The sequence below is a fragment of the Mesorhizobium sp. WSM4849 genome (assembly GCF_055811385.1).
Genome location: NZ_JBVVPW010000012.1, coordinates 24,696 through 43,295, shown reverse-complemented (window position 1 = coordinate 43,295; position 18,600 = coordinate 24,696). Strand labels below are relative to the sequence as shown.

The following is an 18,600-nucleotide window of genomic DNA, read 5'->3' as shown; positions in this document are numbered from 1 at the left end:
CATGTATCACAAGGGCATCGAAGGCTTTCCCTATTTCCTCGGCCTCCGGTCACTGGCCGATATCGCGACCCGCGACGACCGGGTCTGCGTACTCAACATCCTCGGCGGCGAGTCGCGCACGGTCACGCCGACCAGCCACGTCTTCTCCGGCGGCAACGTGGTCTTCGGCACCTCGCCCGGCCGCGGCGGGCAGGTGCTGAAGACGCCCGTGGGCGACATCCCGGTCTACAACAACGTGCGCGAGGGGCTCGACGCCGGCCACGCCTTCGATACCGGCGTCGTCTACCTGCCGCCGTCGGGCGTGCGCGACGGCGTGGCCGAGCTCGTGCGGGTGAACCCGGGCTTGCGCAAGATCGTCATCATCACCGAGAAGATCTCCGTGCACGACGCCCGCGAGATTCGGGCGATGGCTCAGGCGAACGGCATCGACATCATCGGCGGCAACTGCCTCGGCGTCGCCGATTCGTGGAACCGCGTGCGCATCGGCGGCGCGCTCGGCGGCGACAAGCCAGAGGAGTCGCTGCTCAAAGGTTCGGTCGCGATCTTCTCGAACTCCGGCGGCTTCACCACGACGATCGCCCAGTATCTCGCCACTGCGGGCTGGGGCACGACGACGCTCGTCTCCTCCGGCAAGGACGTTTACATCCACTACGCCGCGCCCGACTTCGCCCACGCCTTCGGCAACGACGACCGTTCCAAGGCGGCGGTGCTCTATGCCGAACCCGGCGGCTACTACGAGCAGGGCATCTGCTGGACGAAGCCCGTCGTCGCCTGCGTCGTCGGCCGCTGGAAGTCGAAGCTGACCCGTGCCGTCGGGCATGCCGGCGCTATGGCCGGCTCGGGCGACAGCGCCGAGGACAAGGAGCGCTGGTTCATGGAGGCCTTCGGCGTGCCTGGCCTCTTCACGCCCGAGGACCCGGTCGTGACCGCGAAGGGCGCCGTCGTCACCAACATCGCCGACATCCCCGCCGCCCTCACCGCGGTGATGGCGCTCAACGGCGCCGCGCCCGACTTCGCGCCGCGTGGGGACCTCGCGCTGAAGCCCTGGGTCGCCAACGACCAGGGCCTGCGGCTGCCGCCCGAACTCGCCATGCCGGCCGTCACCGCGCCCGAGCCCTACGCCGGCCAGATCGCCGCGCTCGGCGCCCAGGTCGGGGCGGTGGTCGCGCGGCAGAACATGAAGGACAAGTCCGGCGCGTCGGTCATGGACCCGAAAACCCAGGTGACGAGCGTGCACGGCCATTCAGTGCTCGATCTCGCGCTTGAGCCGCTGGAGGCGACCTTCGCCCTGCCGCTCGTGCACGAGATCGCCACCGAGAACGACCGGGCGATGCTCGACGTCGCGGTCGCAGCCGAGGTCAACCTCGTCGGCGACCCGATCCTCGTCGCCGCCGACGCGGCGCGGGAGGCCGGCAATGCTCCGAATGCGGTGATGGCAACCGCCGCCGCCATCGTCGGGCCGAAGCGCGTGGAGCGGGCGCTCGGCTGCACCCGGGCATTGATCGGGCTCTTCGCCCATTCGGGCCTCAGGGACGGGCGCGACGAGGAATTCGACGCCTCCGGGATTGTCTGTGACGATGCCACCCGGGCGCTGTTCCTGGCCACCGAGGCCGAGGCCGCCGACCCGCGTCCAGAGGCGATGCTCGCGGCGATCGCAGCCCGCGGCGGCAGGTCGGCGTTCCTGAAGTTCCTTGGAGGCCTGGGCGGCCGGTTGTCGCGGGACGCAATTCTCGCGGCCATCGCCACGACGATCGCCTGGGGGCCGCTGATGCGCAAGCGCATCTCGCGCCTTACCGCCGAGACACTGCCCTGGTACCTGCGGCTCTATGGCGTCATGGTCGGCGCGACAATCCCCGGCGAGCACCACCGGTCGGGCTCGCTATGGGGCATCCCACGCGACGAGCGCTTTGGGCAATGGACGATGGCCGACCTCTGCTTCCTCGCCATGACTGGAAAGAAGCCCACCCCCGAGGAGGCGCTGCCGCTGCAGATGCTCGTTGGGCTCCTGATTTCGAACGGCCCTGGGTCGATCTCGGCTCAGGGTGCCAAGGGCGCGGTCTCGGCGGACGGGCCACAGACGCCCGCGCGCGTGCAGATCAACAAGGCGATGGTCGGCTTCCTTACCCATACCGGCTACAGCCACGGCGGCAACGGCTTCGAGGGCATGGCCTTCCTGCTCGAGCAATTCAAGGACGCCGGGCTGACCGACCCCTCCGATCCAGCCCACGGCCTCGACCTGAAGGCGATGGCGACGGCGTTCGCGCGCACGTACCGCCGCGAGAAGGCCCAGGCCAAGGAGCTCGGCACTGAGGTCCGCGCGCTCCCCGGCGTCCATCACCCGGTCTTCAAAGGCAAGCCCGTCAACCACGATCCGCGCGAGCGCTTCATCGCGGAATTCATGGCGCGGCAAGGAAAGTACAACGTCTTCCACGCCTTCTACCGCGAGCTCGTCCAGGCACTCCACGATCAGGGTGCCTCGCCTTACGTTTTCTGCGTCAACGTTGACGCGGTAATTGCGGCGCTGCTGCTGGCGCTGCTGTGGAAGGACTTCAAGTCCGGCACCCTGACCGAGCGCGACCTGGAGACCGCTGCCTTCACCGTCTTCCTATACGGTCGCATGATCGGCGCGGCCGCCGAGATCGACGACCACCTGAACCGCGGCCGCAACATGGACACCCGCACCCCCCCGCCCGCCTGCGGCTTCGTGGTCTGATGGCGGACCCCGCCCGCCACCAGCCCGCGGTCCGCACCATCGCGATGCCGCCGCGGAATACTGAACTGATCCCACACCGGCCTTGGCTTTGACTTTAAGAATGACCGGAACCCACACCCTTAGCGGTCATTTGCTTCGCCCGAATGGATGTCCGGTTTTTGAAGGTTTTTCGATGCGGGCCGCGGCACGAGGGTTGGGGCTGGATCGACATCGGCCCGCGTTGGAAAACCCATGGCCGCAACTGGGTCGAAATCGTCGGTGCGTCGCGCAGATTCTCCGAATGCATGATCTACGGCCGCTATGTGGACGACGTACTCGAGGGCGTCGGCCATTTCCACCGCTCGGAGGAGTTCTGCCGCGTCCATTGGACGGGCGAAGCGCTGTCGGATGACGAGTTCCGCCGCTTCGTCGCCGCCATGGCGCCGGAACAGGTGGCCATCGGCATGCAGTCCTTCATCGGCACCGATGTCGGCCGCATCCGCCGCCTGATCGGGCTCGACTAGTCTTGGGCAAAACCCAATCACTCTTAACGACCGGGTTCGATCCCTTTGCGGATGTTTAGTTGGGGCGCATGACGCGATCTGACCCGAATACGACTCTCACACTCCACTCACGGAACGGCTGTTGTGCGCCGCATCTCAGCCGTTCGTCGACGCTCAGCTCGATCCCGAATCCCGCCGTTCGCTCAGTCGTTGTGATGGGCTCGAGTCAATACCGTGCAATCCAATGGATTGGCGGCTATCCGCCGGCATGATCCCGCCGGAAGAGCGAATTCGATCCAACGGCCGCTCGAATCTCTACCGGTATCGGCGAAGCCGCTGATCTGTGCTAAGCCGCCGCCCGAATAGCCAAAGGAGTACACCCATGAGCGAGCCGACCGTGGCCGAGGCGACCGACAGCATCTATGCATCGCTCCAGGCGAACAATGCCGACATCGACGCACATATCGCGGCGCTCAAAGCAGCGCTGACGCGAGAGGGGATAGAACAAGCGGTGTTCGATCCGACCAGGCTGGCGCAGAACAACCGTTCGGGCCGCAAGCTAATGCAGGCTTATTTTCGGCAGCGCGGCGTGAGCGTGAGGTTTTCGGCCTCGTAGGGTGCACGCTGAGGCGCCACGGCCCGCCGGCAATCATTGTGGTCCAGGATCCCGCGGGGAGTTCAGGCAAGTCCGCTTTTGGCTTCTGTAGGCCGACATGCGGCTTCCGGCCCCGCCGACGTCAAAATACCTAGGAAATCGGCCGACAAATGGTCAATTCAATCACCTGTGCCGGCTGCCGAGTACATCAGCGACCGATGCGCCGCTTCTGGCCTTCGGATTTGACCGGCCCAATCGCATGAATCTGCCGCCTTGAGCGCTTCGGCGCGGTCAGATTTGTCTAACGCGCCGATCCGTCGAACCAACGCGTAGAACCTTGGATAGTCGCCCGAACACAAATCGAACAATCGGAGAAACGTCGCCACCCGATCGCCGTAGACGGAACTCGCGGCGAGCTTCGCGTTGTTAATCGGAGAATCGAACCAGACATCGTATCCCCGGTATCCACGCCAGCGACTGTCGCGCATCTCTCGGTAGCGCATCCGCAGCCGTTCGATCGCGGCTGTCTTTGCGGCCCGCTTCTGGTCCGAGGTACTGGAGTCGTCATAGACGTGCCTTAGCTCGTCTCGGGTCTGCGACACCAGCGCAAGAAATTGAGCTCTGCGCCTCCGGTCGGCTTCGTAACGGCGCAATTCGCCGGTATCACCAGCCGCGCGCAGCCATTTTCTCACGCCGGTTGTTTCGACGGCGACAGCGAATGCCTCGTTGAATGCGGAATCGTCCTTCACATAGACGCGTTGGTGGGCCAGCTCGTGGAAAACTAACCCTGCAAGATACGTTTCATCTTGGCTGAGCATGGTGCCTAGCAGCGGGTCACTTGACCAGCCGAGCGTGGAATATGCAGTGATGCCCGTCACATAGACGTCCAGGCCCTGTCTCTGAAGTTCGACAGCGGTTTCAATCGCAGACCTTTTGGAGAAGTACCCTCGGTACGGAACGCATCCGAACACTGGAAAGCACCATGTTCGTGGCGTCAGCGAGAATTCCGGCGCTGCGAAGATGGCCCATGTCACCGCGTCCCGACCAACGTCAACATAGCTGCGGTAGCTATTGTTGTCCGGCAGCGCTAGGTCATCTATCGCAAACTGTCGGATGGCGCTCGCCGATGCCATTCGAGCGCGCAATGTCCCAGGAGTCGACGGATCGTCGATCAGCTCTCCGACATCCTGGCGCGCCGCCATGATCTCCACGTGACCCTTCAAGGATTGTGCGTAGTAGGAAATGCTGGTGCAACCTGCCACGCCGGACATCACGATCATCGCAGCAACCGAACGAAAAAATACACGCATCACGGTTGCCCACGGCATTGCTCACACGTCCGGATAGGGCAAACGTCGCAACTACGCCCGGTCCCAAACAGTCGCGCTAATTTGGTTGAGGTCCTGGATGGGGTTTAGGTTAGACGTTCGTCTTCGGCAAGATTGTCACAATTCGGTCACTCGCCGCCAAAATGCCGAATGTCCGGACACGGCGGACTGAAGCAACGCAGCATTTTCCACTTTGAGGCGAAGTAATTCTCAACTATGGTCCGCCAGGCTTTTGGCATGGGGGGGAATATTGCCGATGGTTTTATCACGCAGGGGTGTCGTGCTCGGCGGCCTGGCGCTGGTCGCGGTGGGTGCAACCAGCAATATTGCTCAAGCCGCGCCGGCAAAATCCTTTTTCGCCGGTACCGCCAGTGACAACAATTTTGTCTATCGCAAGACCAACTTCGCCAAGATCGACAAGAGATGGCATCGCCAGATCGTCAAGTATTTCAGCAGCGAGCCGGTCGGCACCGTCGTGGTCGATACCCGCCACCACTTCCTCTACGTCATCATGGAAAACAAGACCGCCATCCGCTACGGCGTCGGCGTCGGCAAGGACGGCTTCAAATGGTACGGCCGCGCGACGATCGACCGCCGCGCGCTGTGGCCGCAATGGGTCCCGCCCCCCGAAATGCGTAAGCGCAAGCCGGACCTACCGCACATGGTCGCAGGCGGCGCGTCCAACAATCCGCTCGGGCCGCGCGCGCTCTATCTGCACCGCAACGGCGCCGACACCGGCTACCGCCTGCATGGCACGCTGGAGCCATGGAGCATCGGCACCGACGCTTCCAGCGGCTGCATCCGCATGTTCCCGGAAGACATCATCGACCTCTACCAGCGCTGCCCGATCGGCACCGCGGTGCAGGTCCTGCCGCACATCGCCGACCAGGCGCCCGCTTCCACCACTGTCGAATGATTGGCGCCTCATGAACCGCATGATTGAAAACACGCGCCGGCTGCTCGCCGCCGGCCTGCTGGTGCTGGCCGCATCCTGCTCGACCAGCAACACGCTGGCCCCTTCCACGCCCGACATCACCAACACCGAGGTTGCCGGCTTCCAGAACGTGCAGCCGGGCAGCGAGGAGGATTTTATCCTCAATGTCGGCCGCCGCACCTATTTCACGCAAGGTTCGGCCGCGCTCGATTCTGTCGCCAAGGCCACCCTCGACACCCAGATCGCCTGGTTAGCAAAGCATCCGCGCTGGCTGCTCAAGCTGCAGGGTTTCGCCGACGATCCCGGCGCAAGTGAAACGGCGCTGTCGCAGCAGCGCGCCGATGCGGCGATGGACTACCTCGCCGCCGGCGGCATAGACCGCAACCGCATGTGGGCCAAGGGCTACGGCAAGGACAGGCTCGTCCGCGACTGCCCCGACACCGCTTGCAGGTCGCAGAACCGCCGCGTTGTGTCTAATTTGCGCGATGAGAGGGACGAGTCGTAGGGGCTGCTGTTCTGCTTGTGACCCGAAGCAGAGTCTCACACGCGACGGCGGCATGGCTGCCCGATGTCCGCCCTTCCTGGCGGCGGCAATGACCGACCGCCGCTGGCATGCTAGCCGCCTCGGACGATCCTCTAGGCGCATGACGGCTGCTGCTGGCCTGTTCCTGACCCAGAGGGGGCCCGACGATGCAAAGGGCTGAAGTCGACTTCCAGTGTCGGAAACCTGCTGCACCACGGCAACGGGCGCGTCGCCCGGGCAGTGTGAACGCCGGTCGGCATCTCGCCATGCTGCGCCAGCCAGTTGGTGGCGTAGTCGGTGATGACGTGGGCTCGGATACCAATGGCCTGCGGGCGGTGCGGGCCCGGGCCCAGGTCGGCCTTCGCCCACGCCTTGGCGAAGGCGATGATGCGCCGCCGCTGGCTGGAAAAACGGCTCTTCAAGATCATGCCGTGCCCGTGTGCCCTTGAGCCAAAAACTGTAGCACGGCTAGTTTGGCAAGCAATGGAGACGTCTCCCCCGAACAGCCCGACCATCCGTCCCGGGGGGCGGATTGCCGAAGGCAGGGGTGTGGTCGAATGTGGGGCCCACCCGATATGCAGGCGGCTGGTTTCAGCGGCAGGCCCAGTCGACAGCTGGGGAGGTAATGATCACAAATACACACCGCTCGCTTCAACAGAAGTGCATGGTCTGCGGTCTCCCACTGCACTGATCGGCCCCGACGATGTGGTATGCGACCTGACGTGGAGCGCATCGCGTCAAGCCCTTGAGACCGGTTCGGGGGCCGCCGCCCGCCACCTAGTTTACGCGGCGTGTCGTTGGGCGAGGTGGAACCCCGAACGGGGTCGACGAGGATCGACGGCAGTAGCGATGCTGTGGTGGTGATCGCAATAGACGCGGTCCGGCGAGGTTGGCCCAGCACAAAAGCGGTGGCCGCCGGGCACTAACGGGTCTTCGCGAACCGGAAAGCGGCATTGACAGGAGCCCAGCCTAATGAGGGGGACGCCGCTCGTACTTAGTCTGGCAATTTCAGGCATGATGTCTTTCAGGATCCTAGGGTTGGCAGTAGGCCATCGCCATGACGTGCTAGTCTGCTTCCACCGTGAAGGGCAGCACGACCGTGTCGGGGCGAGCTTTCCTCGCCTTGGCTGGCTATGGACCACCATGTGGTATCGGGCGCTGCTTCAATGAAGTCCGAGGGTTTGCTTTCAGAAGCCATTTGATTGCTGCTGGAGGCCACAGCTGCTGATGGTAGGTGCGCTTGGACTTTCCAAGACAGGAAGACCGTCGGACCCGCTGCGGCTCCACCTTTGCCGATTGTGTTTGCAGCTTCGCGGCGTTTGGCGACCATGTTGCGCATTGCGACCGCCGAACCCGGCTGACGCGAGGTTTGGAGCTCCAATGCGTCGCTTCAACCAGCGGCGTCAGAGTCCGTGTTCCGGTACGGTGAACAGGCTCACAGGGTCAGGGATGCCGCGGATGAGGAAGTCGCCCAGTTCCTCGACGGGCTCTTCGATCAATTCAGCAACCCTGTCGGACAGGAGCAAGCGCCGCCCGGTCGTTTTCGATAGCGGTTCGATCCGCGCCGCCAGATTGACAGTGCGCCCAATGGCGGTGAAGTCGAGCCGATCCCTGGATCCGATATTGCCGAAGAATACGGGACCGCGATGCAGCGCAATTCCCATGCTGAGCGGCCGCCAGGAAAGGTCGCGCGACGGCTCGCCGGACTGAGCCTCGTTCAGGCTGTCCACTGCAACCAAACCGTTCCGAGCGGCGGCGAGTGCCGCAGCGGCGGCGGCCGGCGCCGACTGCATGCCGAAAATGGGAAAGGCCGCCAGCATGCCATCACCGACAAATTTCAGGACCTCACCGCCTTGTTCATGCACCGCATCCACGAGACCTTCGAAAAAGGCGTTCAGCAGCCGGATCATCTCGGCGCTATCGATGCGATCCGAGAGGCTGGTGAAGTTGCGCATGTCGGATACCCAGATGACCGCCTCGATGGTCTCGCCAAATCCGCGCCTTATGTCACCGGCGAGGACCCGCTTGCCAATGCGTCGGCCGAGATACGCATCGAGCACGTGCTCCGCGATCTTGCCACGCGAGACGATCTCGACATTGAGCGCCAGAGCCGGGCGCAACGCCTCGACGGCTTCGATGGTGGCGCGGGAAAAGCCCCCTGCTTGCCGTGTGGCAAGCGTCATCAGCGTAAACTGGCGGTCGTCCCGCTTCAGCGCGAAGCCCCAATAGTCCGTGTATCCGGCCTCCGCGAGGGTCTGCATGATCGGGTATGTCGACTGCGCCACTGAATCCTGGGGGTTCACCCGAATTGACCGGCCCTCCTCGATGATCGGCCTGAGGGGGCTGGTCAGGTAGTCGGTTGTTTCGCGGACATGCGCGTTGACTTCCACCTCATCACAGACACCGAGATCTCCGCGCCAGTGCGCCGTGATGCCCACAAGCTGCGGATGCAGCGTCGACATGTTGAGCGTTGCCCGCTCGATCGGCTGGCCTGCCGCGACCAGTCGGGCGATGACGCCGTCCAGCAGCTCTGCCGGTCCGGCGGATGCTGCCGTCCCCGACATCAGCCAGTCGAGCGCCGTGCCATCATCTGTCGTGACTAGCGAAATGGGTCGGCGCCGGACCAACTGGAGATCAGGCGGATATTCCAATCCCACCGAACCAGTCGACAGCGATGCTTCAGCGAGTTCGGATCGTTGAGCCGGCATCATTCCTCGCGGCGTCATTCAAACGACAGATAGGCTTCCGAGGGGCAATCGCCAAGCTCCTATCATACGGCCTTTGACCCCATCACTGTCTACAAAACGATCTTGCCGACTTCTGCTTCTCCCTACGTTCCTTTCGCAGACTTCCGTGATCGGGAGCATGAGGTAGCAACATGTCCAAGCTGAAAATCGCGGTCATCATTGGTTTCACGCGCGATTCCCGTTTCGGGCCGGCGCCCGCACAGTGGATCTTCGAACTGGCCCGGAAGCGCGAAGAACTCGATATGGAACTTCTCGACCTGAAGGCGAGAGGTTAGCGGAAAGGCGACTGCAAAGCCCTGTGCCAGCAGGTGGATCTGGTCACTCCGCCGAAGCAGGCGCCAGCAATGTCTGGCGCGACCTGCTCGCGCAGATGAGCCAAGGGCAACTTTTCGCTCTCTACGGTCATCCAGTTGCGAGCGTTGCATAACGCGATCTGACCCAAAGACGACTTCCGTAGGCCGAAACCTTGGATGGCTGCTTTGCGCCCGATGTCCGCCCTTGAGGCGATCTTTGCGATTGCCGGATAGCAGACGCTGCCGGCGACCACCCTGGACATCTTATTGCGCCAGAAGCAGACATTTCTGATCGCGGGGCAGGCTGCCCGGATGAGTCGCTACTTCGGCATTGGGAGGAGACTTCTGAAGTCCGGTCCCTCTCCGCCCCCAGATCGGCATTGATGTACCGACACCGGGTAGTCATACTTACGGGGCAAGTGAGGAGAAACGAGCCACAATGCGTCTGCTGCCAAATCTGCTCTCCCGTTTTGTAAAAAACGGGCGCCTGACTGTCATATTCGAGGACGGTTTCAGGCAAGCCTTCGGCAGTGGACAGGATGGGCCCGACGTGACGATCCGCCTAACCGACAAAGCGGTCGAACGCGAGATCTTCTTCAATCCGGAACTGAGGGCGGCCGAAGCCTACATGGATGGGCGCTTGGTGATCGAGAACGGTGGCAAAGCATTTGACCTCTTGTCACTTTTTTCCGTCAACCGCACTGGGTTGGCAGCCCACCCTGTTCAGAAGGCGTTGCGGAAAGTCTGGCGTGCGTTGCGCCGGCGCCAGCAGAACAATAAGCTCGGTCTCGCCGCCAAAAACGTTCAGCATCACTACGACATCCCGACGAAATTTTATGAGCTATGGCTCGACGAGACAATGACCTATTCGTGTGCCTATTACACGGCACCGGACAACAGTCTGCAGCAAGCGCAGATGGACAAGCATCGCCACATTGCCGCGAAGCTCAAGCTAGAGCCGGGCATGCATGTGATGGAAATCGGCTCAGGCTGGGGCGCTCTCGCCATCTATCTCGCCAAGTATTGCGACGTGAAGGTCACGGCGATCAACGTTTCGACGGAGCAATTGGCGGCGTCTCGGCTTCGAGCGATCGAGGCCGGGGTCGCTCATCAGATCGATTTTCGCGAGGTCGACTATCGCGAGGTCAGCGGACAGTTCGACCGTGTTGTCTCGATCGGAATGATGGAGCACGTGGGCGTCGTTCATTTCGACAGCTATTTCACGATCATTAGTAGATTGTTGAAGGAGGGCGGCTTCGCATTGGTTCATGCGATCGGACGCATGTCACCGCCTGGTACGACGGCGCCGTTCATCCGCAAGTATATCTTTCCAGGTGGGTATGTGCCGGCTCTGTCAGAGGTGTTTGCCTCGTTGGAGCGCACGGGGATCTGGTGCGCCGACTGCGAAAATTTGCGGCTGCACTATTACTGGACGATCCACAATTGGCGTCTCGGTTATGAGGCCAGGCGCGAGGAGGCAGTCGCCATGATGGGCGAACGCTTCTGCCGTATGTGGGATTTCTATCTGGCGTCGGCCGAACTCGGCTTCCTAAACGGTTCAAATTTTGTCTTCCAGATACTGATCTCGACTCGCCGTGACGATGTCCCAGTCATCCGCGATTATATTGTCGAAGAAGAGCGACGCCTACTGAGCTCGATGCAGACGAGTGCGTAGTTTCGCTATCTACACCAGTGGGCCCGGTCCGCTGGTTAGCTCCCCCTGCAGGACTCGGATGACAACAGACAGCCACGCCCACTCATCCCGCCGGTCAATCTTCGTCCGACGGAAGCGCCAGTGCAACCAATCGACAAGTCCGCAGATCAAAGCGGTCGGCCACGAATGACAGCTTTGCGCATCTCGGACGTTGACGTCAGCATTGTCACTTCCTGAAAGCGGACATTGCTAGAACGATTCGAGTGGTCGCGGTTGCGCCGATGTCGGCCATTGAGGTGACTGTTGCCACTGCCTGAAAGCAGACATTGTTGACGACCCTCTGGGGGTCGCGGTCGCGCCACTAACGGACTAAGAGTGGATTCTGAGCCCGCACTTAGGGTCCGTACAGAAATTATGGAATCGATTAGGTTCATTAGGCCGCGGCAATTGGCCGAATCCCGTCAAGGAACTGAAGCAGTTATTGCCATACGGGCCCTTAGTAGCCCCGTTCAAGGTTTACGAGATTGGTGATGTCATTGCCCAACTTGATCCCAGTCCTCTGGCTCAGGCGTCGAGCCATACTTTTCCGAAGTCGTGCTCGAAGGTCGGGTGCATGCCGTGGTTCTTCACCGCGGCCACCGAGTGGTTGTAGAGCTTGCGCCAGTAAGGCTGGATGATGATGCCGGAATCCTGGAGCATCTTCTCGATGTCGGCCATCACCGTCTTGCGCTTCTCGGCATCGGCGATCGACAGCGCCTCGCCGATCTTGGCGTCGAGGTCCGGATTGGAATAGGCCGCCTCGTTCCAAGCCTCGCCGGTGCGGTAGGCGATGGCGATTACCTGGATGCCGAGGGGGCGCATGTTCCAGTTGGTCATCGAGTACGGATACTTCGTCCAGTCATTCCAGAAGGTCGAACCAGGAATGACGGTGCGCTTGACCTTGATGCCGGCCTCGCGGAGCTGGGCGGCGATCGCGTCGCCCGTGTTCTTGTTCCAGTCCTCGTCGACCGTGATCAGCTCGTGCTCGTAGTTGGCCTGACCGGCTTCCGCCATCATTGCCTTGGCCTTTTCGATGTCGCGGGTCACCTTGGGCAGCTCCGCATAATCCGGATGGATCGGGCAGACATGGTGGTTTTCAGCCACAGTGCCGGCGTTGCCGTAGCCGAGTTGGAGCACCACCGCATTATCGACCGCCAATTGCAGGGCGTTACGGACCTTCTGGTCGTCATACGGCTTGTTAGCGACGTTGGTGCGCGCCACGATGGTCGAGGCGGTGACCACTTCCGATTTAACCAGATCGAGCGCATCGAGTATCGGCATATAGTCGGCCGTGGTCTCGTGGTTGGTGTGGACCTCGCCGGCTTCAAAGGCTGAGACCATGGCTGAAGGATTGGTGCCGTAGTCGATGAACTCAACGCCGTCGAGCATGACCTCGCCGCCCCACCAGGCGCCGTTTTCGCGACGCTTGTAAACGACCTTGCTGCCGACATCGTAGGAAACGAGTTCGAACGGGCCAGTGCCGATCGGGTTCTGGACGAAGTTGGCGCCGGTCTCATCGAAGGAGTGATGCACGATCAGGCCGGGATAGTCGCACAGGTTCGGGATGAGGCCGATGTCCGACTTCGTCAGCGAGAGCTTGACGGTCATTTCGTCGACCTTGGTGATGGACCCTTCGCGCAGCTTGCCGGACGCTTCGTCGACCAGTGTGCCGAGACGGCCAGGCATCGAATTGCCTTCGGCGCTCTTGTCGGCCCAGCGGGTGAAGTTGAAGATCACGTCGTCGGCGTTGAACGTGTCGCCATTGTTCCAGGTGACGTTCGGCCGAACCTTCAGCGTGTATTCGGTCGCTTCGTCATTTACTTCCCAGCTCTCGAGCAGATAGGGCTCGAAAGTGAAGTCGCGCGTGTATTTCACCAGCGGCTCAAGCGTCTGGCGCTCGGCATTGGCGATTTCGGACCAATCGGCAGTGCGTGGATCCTTGGGATCCCTCACGTTCATCGCAACTTTCAGAACGCCGCCCCTTTTCGGCGTCTCCTGGGCAAGCGCCTTGCTCGGAGCGGCCAAGCCGAGCATTCCGTAAGCCATCGCGGTCGAAGCGCCGAAGGTGCTGGCCATCGCAAGAAATTCGCGGCGGTCGAAATTTCCCGCCTTTACCCCTTCAGCTATTTTCCGGATGTGATACGGAGCACGATTCCCATTACTCCTATAGAAGGTCATGGCTCGCTCCCATTATGGCTTTGGCGCGATCCCCACGTTGCACAGTTTATCCAGAAGCGCCTTCGCATCGATCAAGTCGCGCGTGTTGAAGCCTTCCGTGAACCAGGCGTAGGTCGGCGCGAGCAGGTCGTAGGCTTCTTGCCGATCGCCGCGGTCGGCCCACAGGCGGGCCAGCGAAGTCGACGCGCGCAGCTCCAGTGATCGCGCCTGCTGTTCGCGAGCGATCTCGATGGCGCGACGATAATGCGCCTCGCTCTGTTCGGAGTCACGGGGTTTTGCCAGGAGCAGAAGATTTCCAGCGAGCCGGCTGAATTCCGACTCCCAAAGGCGCGCGCCAGTAGCCTCCGCCTCGGATATTGCTGGCAGCAGCATGCTCAGGCCCGTGTCGACGTCGCCCGCCAGTTCGCAGACGCATCCGAAAAGACAGAGAAAAAGGCCCTTTCCTTCGACGTCACCGAGGATTTCGTTTGGCAGCGGCGGCGGGGCGGCGGTGACGGGGGCTGGAACTTGCTGTGCGCTCTCGAGGGCCTCGATCATTGCCAACTGCAGACTGATATGGGGGACCCAGGCCGGAGATACCTCGTGCGCCAATTGAAGCCTCGCCGCGACTACCTCCCGAGCCGCCGCGGCGTCGCGGCGAAAGTAGTGCAGCACGGTGGCATAATAGAGAGCGTGCTCCAAACTGGGCGGATGAGGCAGTTGGCGGGCCCGGGCAATGGATTCTCGCGCCCGGGCCAACGCCTGATCCGGAAAGCCAAGCATCCACAGACTGACGCCCTGCTTGGCAGCTGCGCACACGCCGGAGTCGTGGCCACTATAGACGAAGGCGTGCGAGAAGTGTTCTGGCCGATAGAGGAGAAGACCCTTGTCGGTGTGCTCGTACACCGAGCGCCACTTGCCGAGCGCGTGTTGCGTCGTCCAATTGACGTGGTGGGCCTCCAGCAGCAGGGACGGGTCGCCCGATTGTCGGGCGATGTCGATCAGTTTATCAGCGAGGGCGGTGGCCGTGTGCATCTGCCCCCGGGCCCGGTGGCCGGTGCACAGGCCGCGCAGCGCGGGGAAGGATTTGGACGTCTCGCTGCCCAGTTCGGCACATAGCTCGCAGGCTCGCGTATAGGCGGCGACGGCCCCGGCAGACCCATAGCCCTTGAGCGATGCCAAGGGTATGCCAAGCGCAAGCTGCAGATCGATCTCGCGATCGTCGCGGGCCCGGCTGTCGGGGAGTTGGGCGAGGAGGTCAAGGCCTTTTGAGAGGTGCGCAACGGCTTCGTTGTGGGCCGAGCGACGATTGGCGCGGAGGCCCGCCTTGTACCAGGACGACACCGCATCATCGAACAGTCCGCCCTCGGTAGCATGGTGGGCGAGAACCTCCGGTTCCGCCTCTGCTCGCTCGGGAAAGCGATCACGGAGGAGCGTGGCGATCCGGCAATGGAGTTGCTGGCGTCGGCTCTTCAGTAGCGACTCGTAGGCGGCATCACGCACGAGTGCATGCTTAAAGGTATAGATGGCGTCCGGAGGCTTGCCGCGACAAAAAGCCAGTTCGGCATGGACAAGTTCGTCCAGAGCGGTCCTGACCTTCGGCTCGTCCCTCCGTGCCGTCGCTTCAAGCAATTCGTAACTGAACTCGCGGCCGATAACAGCGCCGATTTGCGCCACTTCCTTAACCGGCGACAATCGATCAAGGCGAGCCAGGAGCGAGTCCTGCAGCGTCGAGGGGATGGCGAGCGGTGGAAGCGGGCCGGCAAGCTCATAGTGCTCACCGGCATCGCGGAGCAGACCGGATTCGAGCACGGTCTTTGTGAGTTCTTCGACGAATAGCGGCACGCCTTCGGTCTTGCGGAGAATATGCGCTTGCACTTCGCCGGGAAGCGGCCGGCCGCCAGTGAGATGGTCAATAAGTGTTGCGCTTTCGTTCCGCTGGAGATGACTGAGTGTCAGCAGCGTCACATACGGTCGGCCGGTCCAGCGTGGCGCGAACTCGGGCCGGAAGGTAACAACCAGCAGTACCGGCAACCGCTCGACCCGGTCGACAATGCGATCGAACAGCTCAAGGCTGGTGGGATCGAACCAGTGAGCATCCTCGACCGTCATGAGCACCGGCTGCTTGGCCGCGAGGCCCTCAAGCTGGGCGAGCAGCGCCTGAAACGTCTTCGCCTTTTTCTGTTCCGGGGCGACTTTGGGCACCGGGTAGCGGTCGCCTGTCGGGATCGCCAAATACTCAGCGATCAACGGGATCGCCGATTTCGGGTCAGGCTCAGCCGCGGTAAGCAGTGCCTCCAGCTTGGCCAATTTCACCTCCGGCGCATCCTCGTGCCTGAAGGCCGCAGCCCGACGCAGCTGGTCCAGCACCGGGAACAGAGCGCTGTTTGTGCGATGGGGCGAGCCGTGATAGCGCAGCGACAGACATTCCTCGCCGAGCCGCTCGCGCAATGCGATCGCGATGCGGGACTTGCCGATGCCAGGCTCGCCGGACAGCAGTACGACCTGGCCCCTGCCATCCTTGGCCTGCCGCCAGCGGTCGAGGAGCAAGGCTACCTCCTGATCGCGGCCGACCAGCGACGTGAGGCGCATCCCGTGCAGCGCCTCGAAGCGGCCCTCGGCTCGGCTCTCGCCCATGACCAGCCATGCCTGCACCGGCTGGGCGAACCCCTTCAGATCGTGGGTGCCAAGATCAACCAGCTCGAACAGCTCGCGAAGCAGCAGCCGGGTCGTTCCAGCCACGACCACATTGCCAACCTGGGCAAGTGCTTGCAGGCGTGCCGCCAGGTTCGGCGTCTCGCCGACCACCGCCTCCTCCTGCGCTGCACCTTCGCCGATCAAGTCGCCTACCACCACCAGACCCGTGGCGATGCCCACTCGCGCCCCCAGCGGCACTTTCGCGGGCGTCGCCAGCTCGGCGACAGATGCGACAATGGCAAGCCCGGCCCGCACTGCTCGCTCGGCCTCGTCCTCATGTGCACGCGGCCAGCCGAAATACGCCAGCACTCCATCGCCCATGTACTTCGCCACGTGGCCATCCACACGCGTGATCTCGGCAGCCACCGCATTCTGGTATGCCCGGATCACCTCTCCCATTTCTTCCGGGTCGAGCTGACCCGACAACGCAGTCGATCCGGCCAAGTCAGCAAACATTACCGTCAACTGACGGCGTTCAGCTTCCGGGCGAGGCGGTGGACCACTTCCAGGGATCGGTTCAATTCGGGCCGCTGTGGCGGGATCCCCCATACCGCGCTTGCCAAGCTCCGCGATCGCCGCCAACACGAGCTTCCTTGGGCCCATCGGCAGCCCCAGCGTCTTGAGGTCCGCATCCGAGAGATGCGGGAGCACTTCGGGCGTGATCTCGTTCCTGGCGAAGGTTCTGCTATATTTGCCGAGCCCAAGGCTCGAGAGCCACCCGGCAATGTCCATGACACGCTCCGTGTAGTCCGAGACAGATTAGCACCGAGCAAGCGCAGGGCGAAGCCCGGATGCATCGTCCGACGGCATCAATGTCATGCGCAGGTTAGCGCATGCTGAGGAGTGAGATTGGGATTCCGCTGGGGACGGAACCCTGCCGCGTCCATCGGCGCGGAGAATGAAAGTATTCTACATCCGATTGAACCGGGGAGGCGGCCTGAGGGATTGCGCTGACACAGGTAAAAAGTCAGGTCACTCAATCCTGGGAATGTCGCGAATGGCTCGGTTCGAGCCCTTTGCGACAACGCTCGCGAAGGTCTGGAAGGGGTCAGTTGGAGACTTCAATCCAAACTGATCGGATGTCTTCTATCGATTTCTGGAGTCCAGAAGCTGCCGGACCGATCTCGGCCCAAAATAGAATGACCATGAACAGCGAGGTTGGTGGAAAACGGAACGTCCGCTGTCGGCGCACCCTCCAGCAAATTTCCACCACATCCCAGAACTAACGATCGCTTCATCGGGATTGGCTGATAGCTTCGGCACGTCTTGGCATGACATGACTGCGGGAGGATGCCCCCTTGAGAATGAGATATCTGCTAGCAGCCTCACTCGTTGTGGCGATCGTCCTGACGCTCAGATGGGAATGGCGGGAGCCCCATTACTTCGAGGATGAGGTCATGCGAGCCGCGCTGGCAGAGGAAGTTCGCCGGGACGACACCCGTTGCCCGCTCAGCAGCAAAGCTGTGGAGCAGGCTCGGCCATGGGTTCTTGCAGCCTGCGCGGCAGGCGGGCTCGGCTGGCATGAGGCAGCGGCGAAATATGGCGACGATGCAGCCAGAGTGTTCCTCGTCTATGGCGAGGATGCGGATTTCGTGGAGGTTTTCGACCGTCTCGGCCATCCGGTCGTGCCGGTGATTGCTTACTTCGTGAAGAATGGATCGTCGCAGTACTTGTTGCAGGAAACCGTCGGTCAGGGCCTCTCGAGCCTGTGGGACGACCGGCAGGTGGGATTCGGCCTCGCCGAGATTTCGCCGGAGCAATATGGGCTTATTGCCATTCACGAGCTCAAGGATCGCGGGCATGAGATGCTGTCGGAGTTCGAGATTGTTGACGGAACAGCAGTCCGCAGACAGTTCACCCGCACACTGCTTGGTGCGAAGAACATAGTCCTGGGCGGCGTTTCCGATCTGGAAGGGGTGATCACCCGCGGCGAGCGGCTTCCGACCTGGGGCGAGATGGGTTGGGCGGCCTTCGATGCGGCAATCGTCGTCGGGGGCATGGGCGCCGCAGCCAAGGCATTGCGCGTTGCGAGGGCACCGGTGGCCGCAGCTGGTCGCGGAACTGTGCGGATAGCACAGCTGAGGGCTGCAGGCAAAGGTGCGTTCCAATCGCTTTCCGCCGTCGGTACCGCGGCCGGTGTCGCCGCCGTCGTCGCACTTCCCTATGTGGCGATCACGCGACCTCACCTTCTGACAAACGCGGCCGGTTGGATAGCCGAACAAGCAGGTCTCCCGGCCTGGCTCGGCGCCTTTGCGGCCTACCTTATACTCTGTCTTGTCCTGGCTTTTCTGCTGAGGATGGTTCTGGCGCCGCTGGCCTGGACGCTGCGAACGCTGAGCAAGATCGTTGGACGAGTCGCCGGTGCCGGCGGTGTCCGATCCGCGGCGGCCTAAATCCCGCGCCCAGCGCCAATGGCAGGTTATAAATGGTGGAATGCT

At 62.4% G+C, this 18,600-nt stretch carries 12 protein-coding genes and 1 pseudogene; 8 read left to right on the top strand and 5 right to left on the bottom strand.

Features of this window, described 5'->3' with window-relative positions; all coding sequences use genetic code 11:
• Window position 1: 1 nt before the first annotated feature.
• The 3 genes and pseudogenes from AC0L3L_RS15235 to AC0L3L_RS15225 all read left to right on the top strand — a co-directional run bounded on the left by AC0L3L_RS15235 (window position 2) and on the right by AC0L3L_RS15225 (window position 3,811).
• A complete protein-coding gene (locus AC0L3L_RS15235; protein ID WP_473638188.1) occupies window positions 2–2,713 on the top strand; it encodes a CoA-binding protein in 2,712 nt (903 codons plus the stop codon).
• A 224-nt stretch (window positions 2,714–2,937) separates the two neighbouring features.
• A pseudogene (locus AC0L3L_RS15230) lies at window positions 2,938–3,216 on the top strand (DUF6492 family protein); the annotation flags it as partial.
• Between the two features lie 361 nt (window positions 3,217–3,577).
• On the top strand, window positions 3,578–3,811 hold the full coding sequence (locus AC0L3L_RS15225) for a hypothetical protein (RefSeq protein ID WP_292180813.1): 234 nt from the start codon (window positions 3,578–3,580) through the stop codon (window positions 3,809–3,811).
• A gap of 158 nt (window positions 3,812–3,969) precedes the next feature.
• On the opposite strand, the gene AC0L3L_RS15220 is transcribed toward AC0L3L_RS15225, so the two are convergent.
• Window positions 3,970–5,118 (bottom strand): aminopeptidase, encoded by a 1,149-nt coding sequence (locus AC0L3L_RS15220; protein ID WP_473638187.1) that lies wholly within the window; start codon window positions 5,116–5,118, stop codon window positions 3,970–3,972.
• Between the two features lie 256 nt (window positions 5,119–5,374).
• On the opposite strand from AC0L3L_RS15220, the gene AC0L3L_RS15215 reads away from it, so the two are divergent.
• Together AC0L3L_RS15215 and AC0L3L_RS15210 are read left to right on the top strand one after the other, a co-directional pair.
• Window positions 5,375–6,034, top strand: a complete 660-nt coding sequence (locus AC0L3L_RS15215; protein ID WP_473638186.1) for a L,D-transpeptidase — start codon at window positions 5,375–5,377, stop codon at window positions 6,032–6,034.
• 10 nt (window positions 6,035–6,044) lie between these two features.
• A complete protein-coding gene (locus AC0L3L_RS15210) occupies window positions 6,045–6,557 on the top strand; it encodes an OmpA family protein (RefSeq protein ID WP_473638185.1) in 513 nt (170 codons plus the stop codon).
• A gap of 131 nt (window positions 6,558–6,688) precedes the next feature.
• On the opposite strand, the gene AC0L3L_RS15205 is transcribed toward AC0L3L_RS15210, so the two are convergent.
• The gene (locus AC0L3L_RS15205) at window positions 6,689–7,003 is read right to left on the bottom strand and encodes a hypothetical protein (protein WP_473638184.1); all 315 of its coding nucleotides are present in this window, start codon (window positions 7,001–7,003) and stop codon (window positions 6,689–6,691) included.
• Window positions 7,004–7,978: 975 nt separating this feature from the next.
• On the bottom strand, window positions 7,979–9,283 hold the full coding sequence (locus AC0L3L_RS15200) for an adenylate/guanylate cyclase domain-containing protein (RefSeq protein ID WP_473638183.1): 1,305 nt from the start codon (window positions 9,281–9,283) through the stop codon (window positions 7,979–7,981).
• Between the two features lie 170 nt (window positions 9,284–9,453).
• Between AC0L3L_RS15200 and AC0L3L_RS15195 the strand changes: the two genes are divergently transcribed.
• Complete coding sequence (locus AC0L3L_RS15195) at window positions 9,454–9,597, top strand: hypothetical protein (RefSeq protein ID WP_473638182.1); 144 nt, start codon at window positions 9,454–9,456, stop codon at window positions 9,595–9,597.
• 457 nt (window positions 9,598–10,054) lie between these two features.
• Complete coding sequence (locus AC0L3L_RS15190; protein WP_473638181.1) at window positions 10,055–11,290, top strand: class I SAM-dependent methyltransferase; 1,236 nt, start codon at window positions 10,055–10,057, stop codon at window positions 11,288–11,290.
• Between the two features lie 543 nt (window positions 11,291–11,833).
• On the opposite strand, the gene AC0L3L_RS15185 is transcribed toward AC0L3L_RS15190, so the two are convergent.
• Both AC0L3L_RS15185 and AC0L3L_RS15180 read right to left on the bottom strand, forming a co-directional pair.
• The gene (locus tag AC0L3L_RS15185; RefSeq protein ID WP_473638180.1) at window positions 11,834–13,486 is read right to left on the bottom strand and encodes an ABC transporter substrate-binding protein; all 1,653 of its coding nucleotides are present in this window, start codon (window positions 13,484–13,486) and stop codon (window positions 11,834–11,836) included.
• A 12-nt stretch (window positions 13,487–13,498) separates the two neighbouring features.
• Window positions 13,499–16,894: an adenylate/guanylate cyclase domain-containing protein gene (locus AC0L3L_RS15180; protein WP_473638179.1), complete on the bottom strand. Its 3,396-nt coding sequence runs from the start codon at window positions 16,892–16,894 to the stop codon at window positions 13,499–13,501.
• A gap of 572 nt (window positions 16,895–17,466) precedes the next feature.
• Here AC0L3L_RS15180 and AC0L3L_RS15175 point away from each other — a divergent pair.
• Window positions 17,467–18,555 carry a hypothetical protein gene (locus AC0L3L_RS15175; RefSeq protein ID WP_473638178.1) on the top strand — a complete coding sequence of 363 codons (1,089 nt, stop codon included), beginning with the start codon at window positions 17,467–17,469 and terminating at the stop codon, window positions 18,553–18,555.
• The last annotated feature ends 45 nt before the right edge of the window (window positions 18,556–18,600 follow it).

Bases quoted from the DNA above. Each gene is read 5' to 3' on its own strand.
- AC0L3L_RS15220 (WP_473638187.1), bottom strand. From the start codon at position 5,118: ATGCCGTGGGCAACCGTGATGCGTGTATTTTTTCGTTCGGTTGCTGCG.
- AC0L3L_RS15200 (WP_473638183.1), bottom strand. From the start codon at position 9,283: ATGCCGGCTCAACGATCCGAACTCGCTGAAGCATCGCTGTCGACTGGT.
- AC0L3L_RS15195 (WP_473638182.1), top strand. From the start codon at position 9,454: ATGTCCAAGCTGAAAATCGCGGTCATCATTGGTTTCACGCGCGATTCC.
- AC0L3L_RS15185 (WP_473638180.1), bottom strand. From the start codon at position 13,486: ATGACCTTCTATAGGAGTAATGGGAATCGTGCTCCGTATCACATCCGG.
- AC0L3L_RS15190 (WP_473638181.1), top strand. From the start codon at position 10,055: ATGCGTCTGCTGCCAAATCTGCTCTCCCGTTTTGTAAAAAACGGGCGC.
- AC0L3L_RS15215 (WP_473638186.1), top strand. From the start codon at position 5,375: ATGGTTTTATCACGCAGGGGTGTCGTGCTCGGCGGCCTGGCGCTGGTC.
- AC0L3L_RS15175 (WP_473638178.1), top strand. From the start codon at position 17,467: ATGAGATATCTGCTAGCAGCCTCACTCGTTGTGGCGATCGTCCTGACG.
- AC0L3L_RS15235 (WP_473638188.1), top strand. From the start codon at position 2: ATGTATCACAAGGGCATCGAAGGCTTTCCCTATTTCCTCGGCCTCCGG.
- AC0L3L_RS15210 (WP_473638185.1), top strand. From the start codon at position 6,045: ATGAACCGCATGATTGAAAACACGCGCCGGCTGCTCGCCGCCGGCCTG.
- AC0L3L_RS15180 (WP_473638179.1), bottom strand. From the start codon at position 16,894: ATGGACATTGCCGGGTGGCTCTCGAGCCTTGGGCTCGGCAAATATAGC.
- AC0L3L_RS15205 (WP_473638184.1), bottom strand. From the start codon at position 7,003: ATGATCTTGAAGAGCCGTTTTTCCAGCCAGCGGCGGCGCATCATCGCC.
- AC0L3L_RS15225 (WP_292180813.1), top strand. From the start codon at position 3,578: ATGAGCGAGCCGACCGTGGCCGAGGCGACCGACAGCATCTATGCATCG.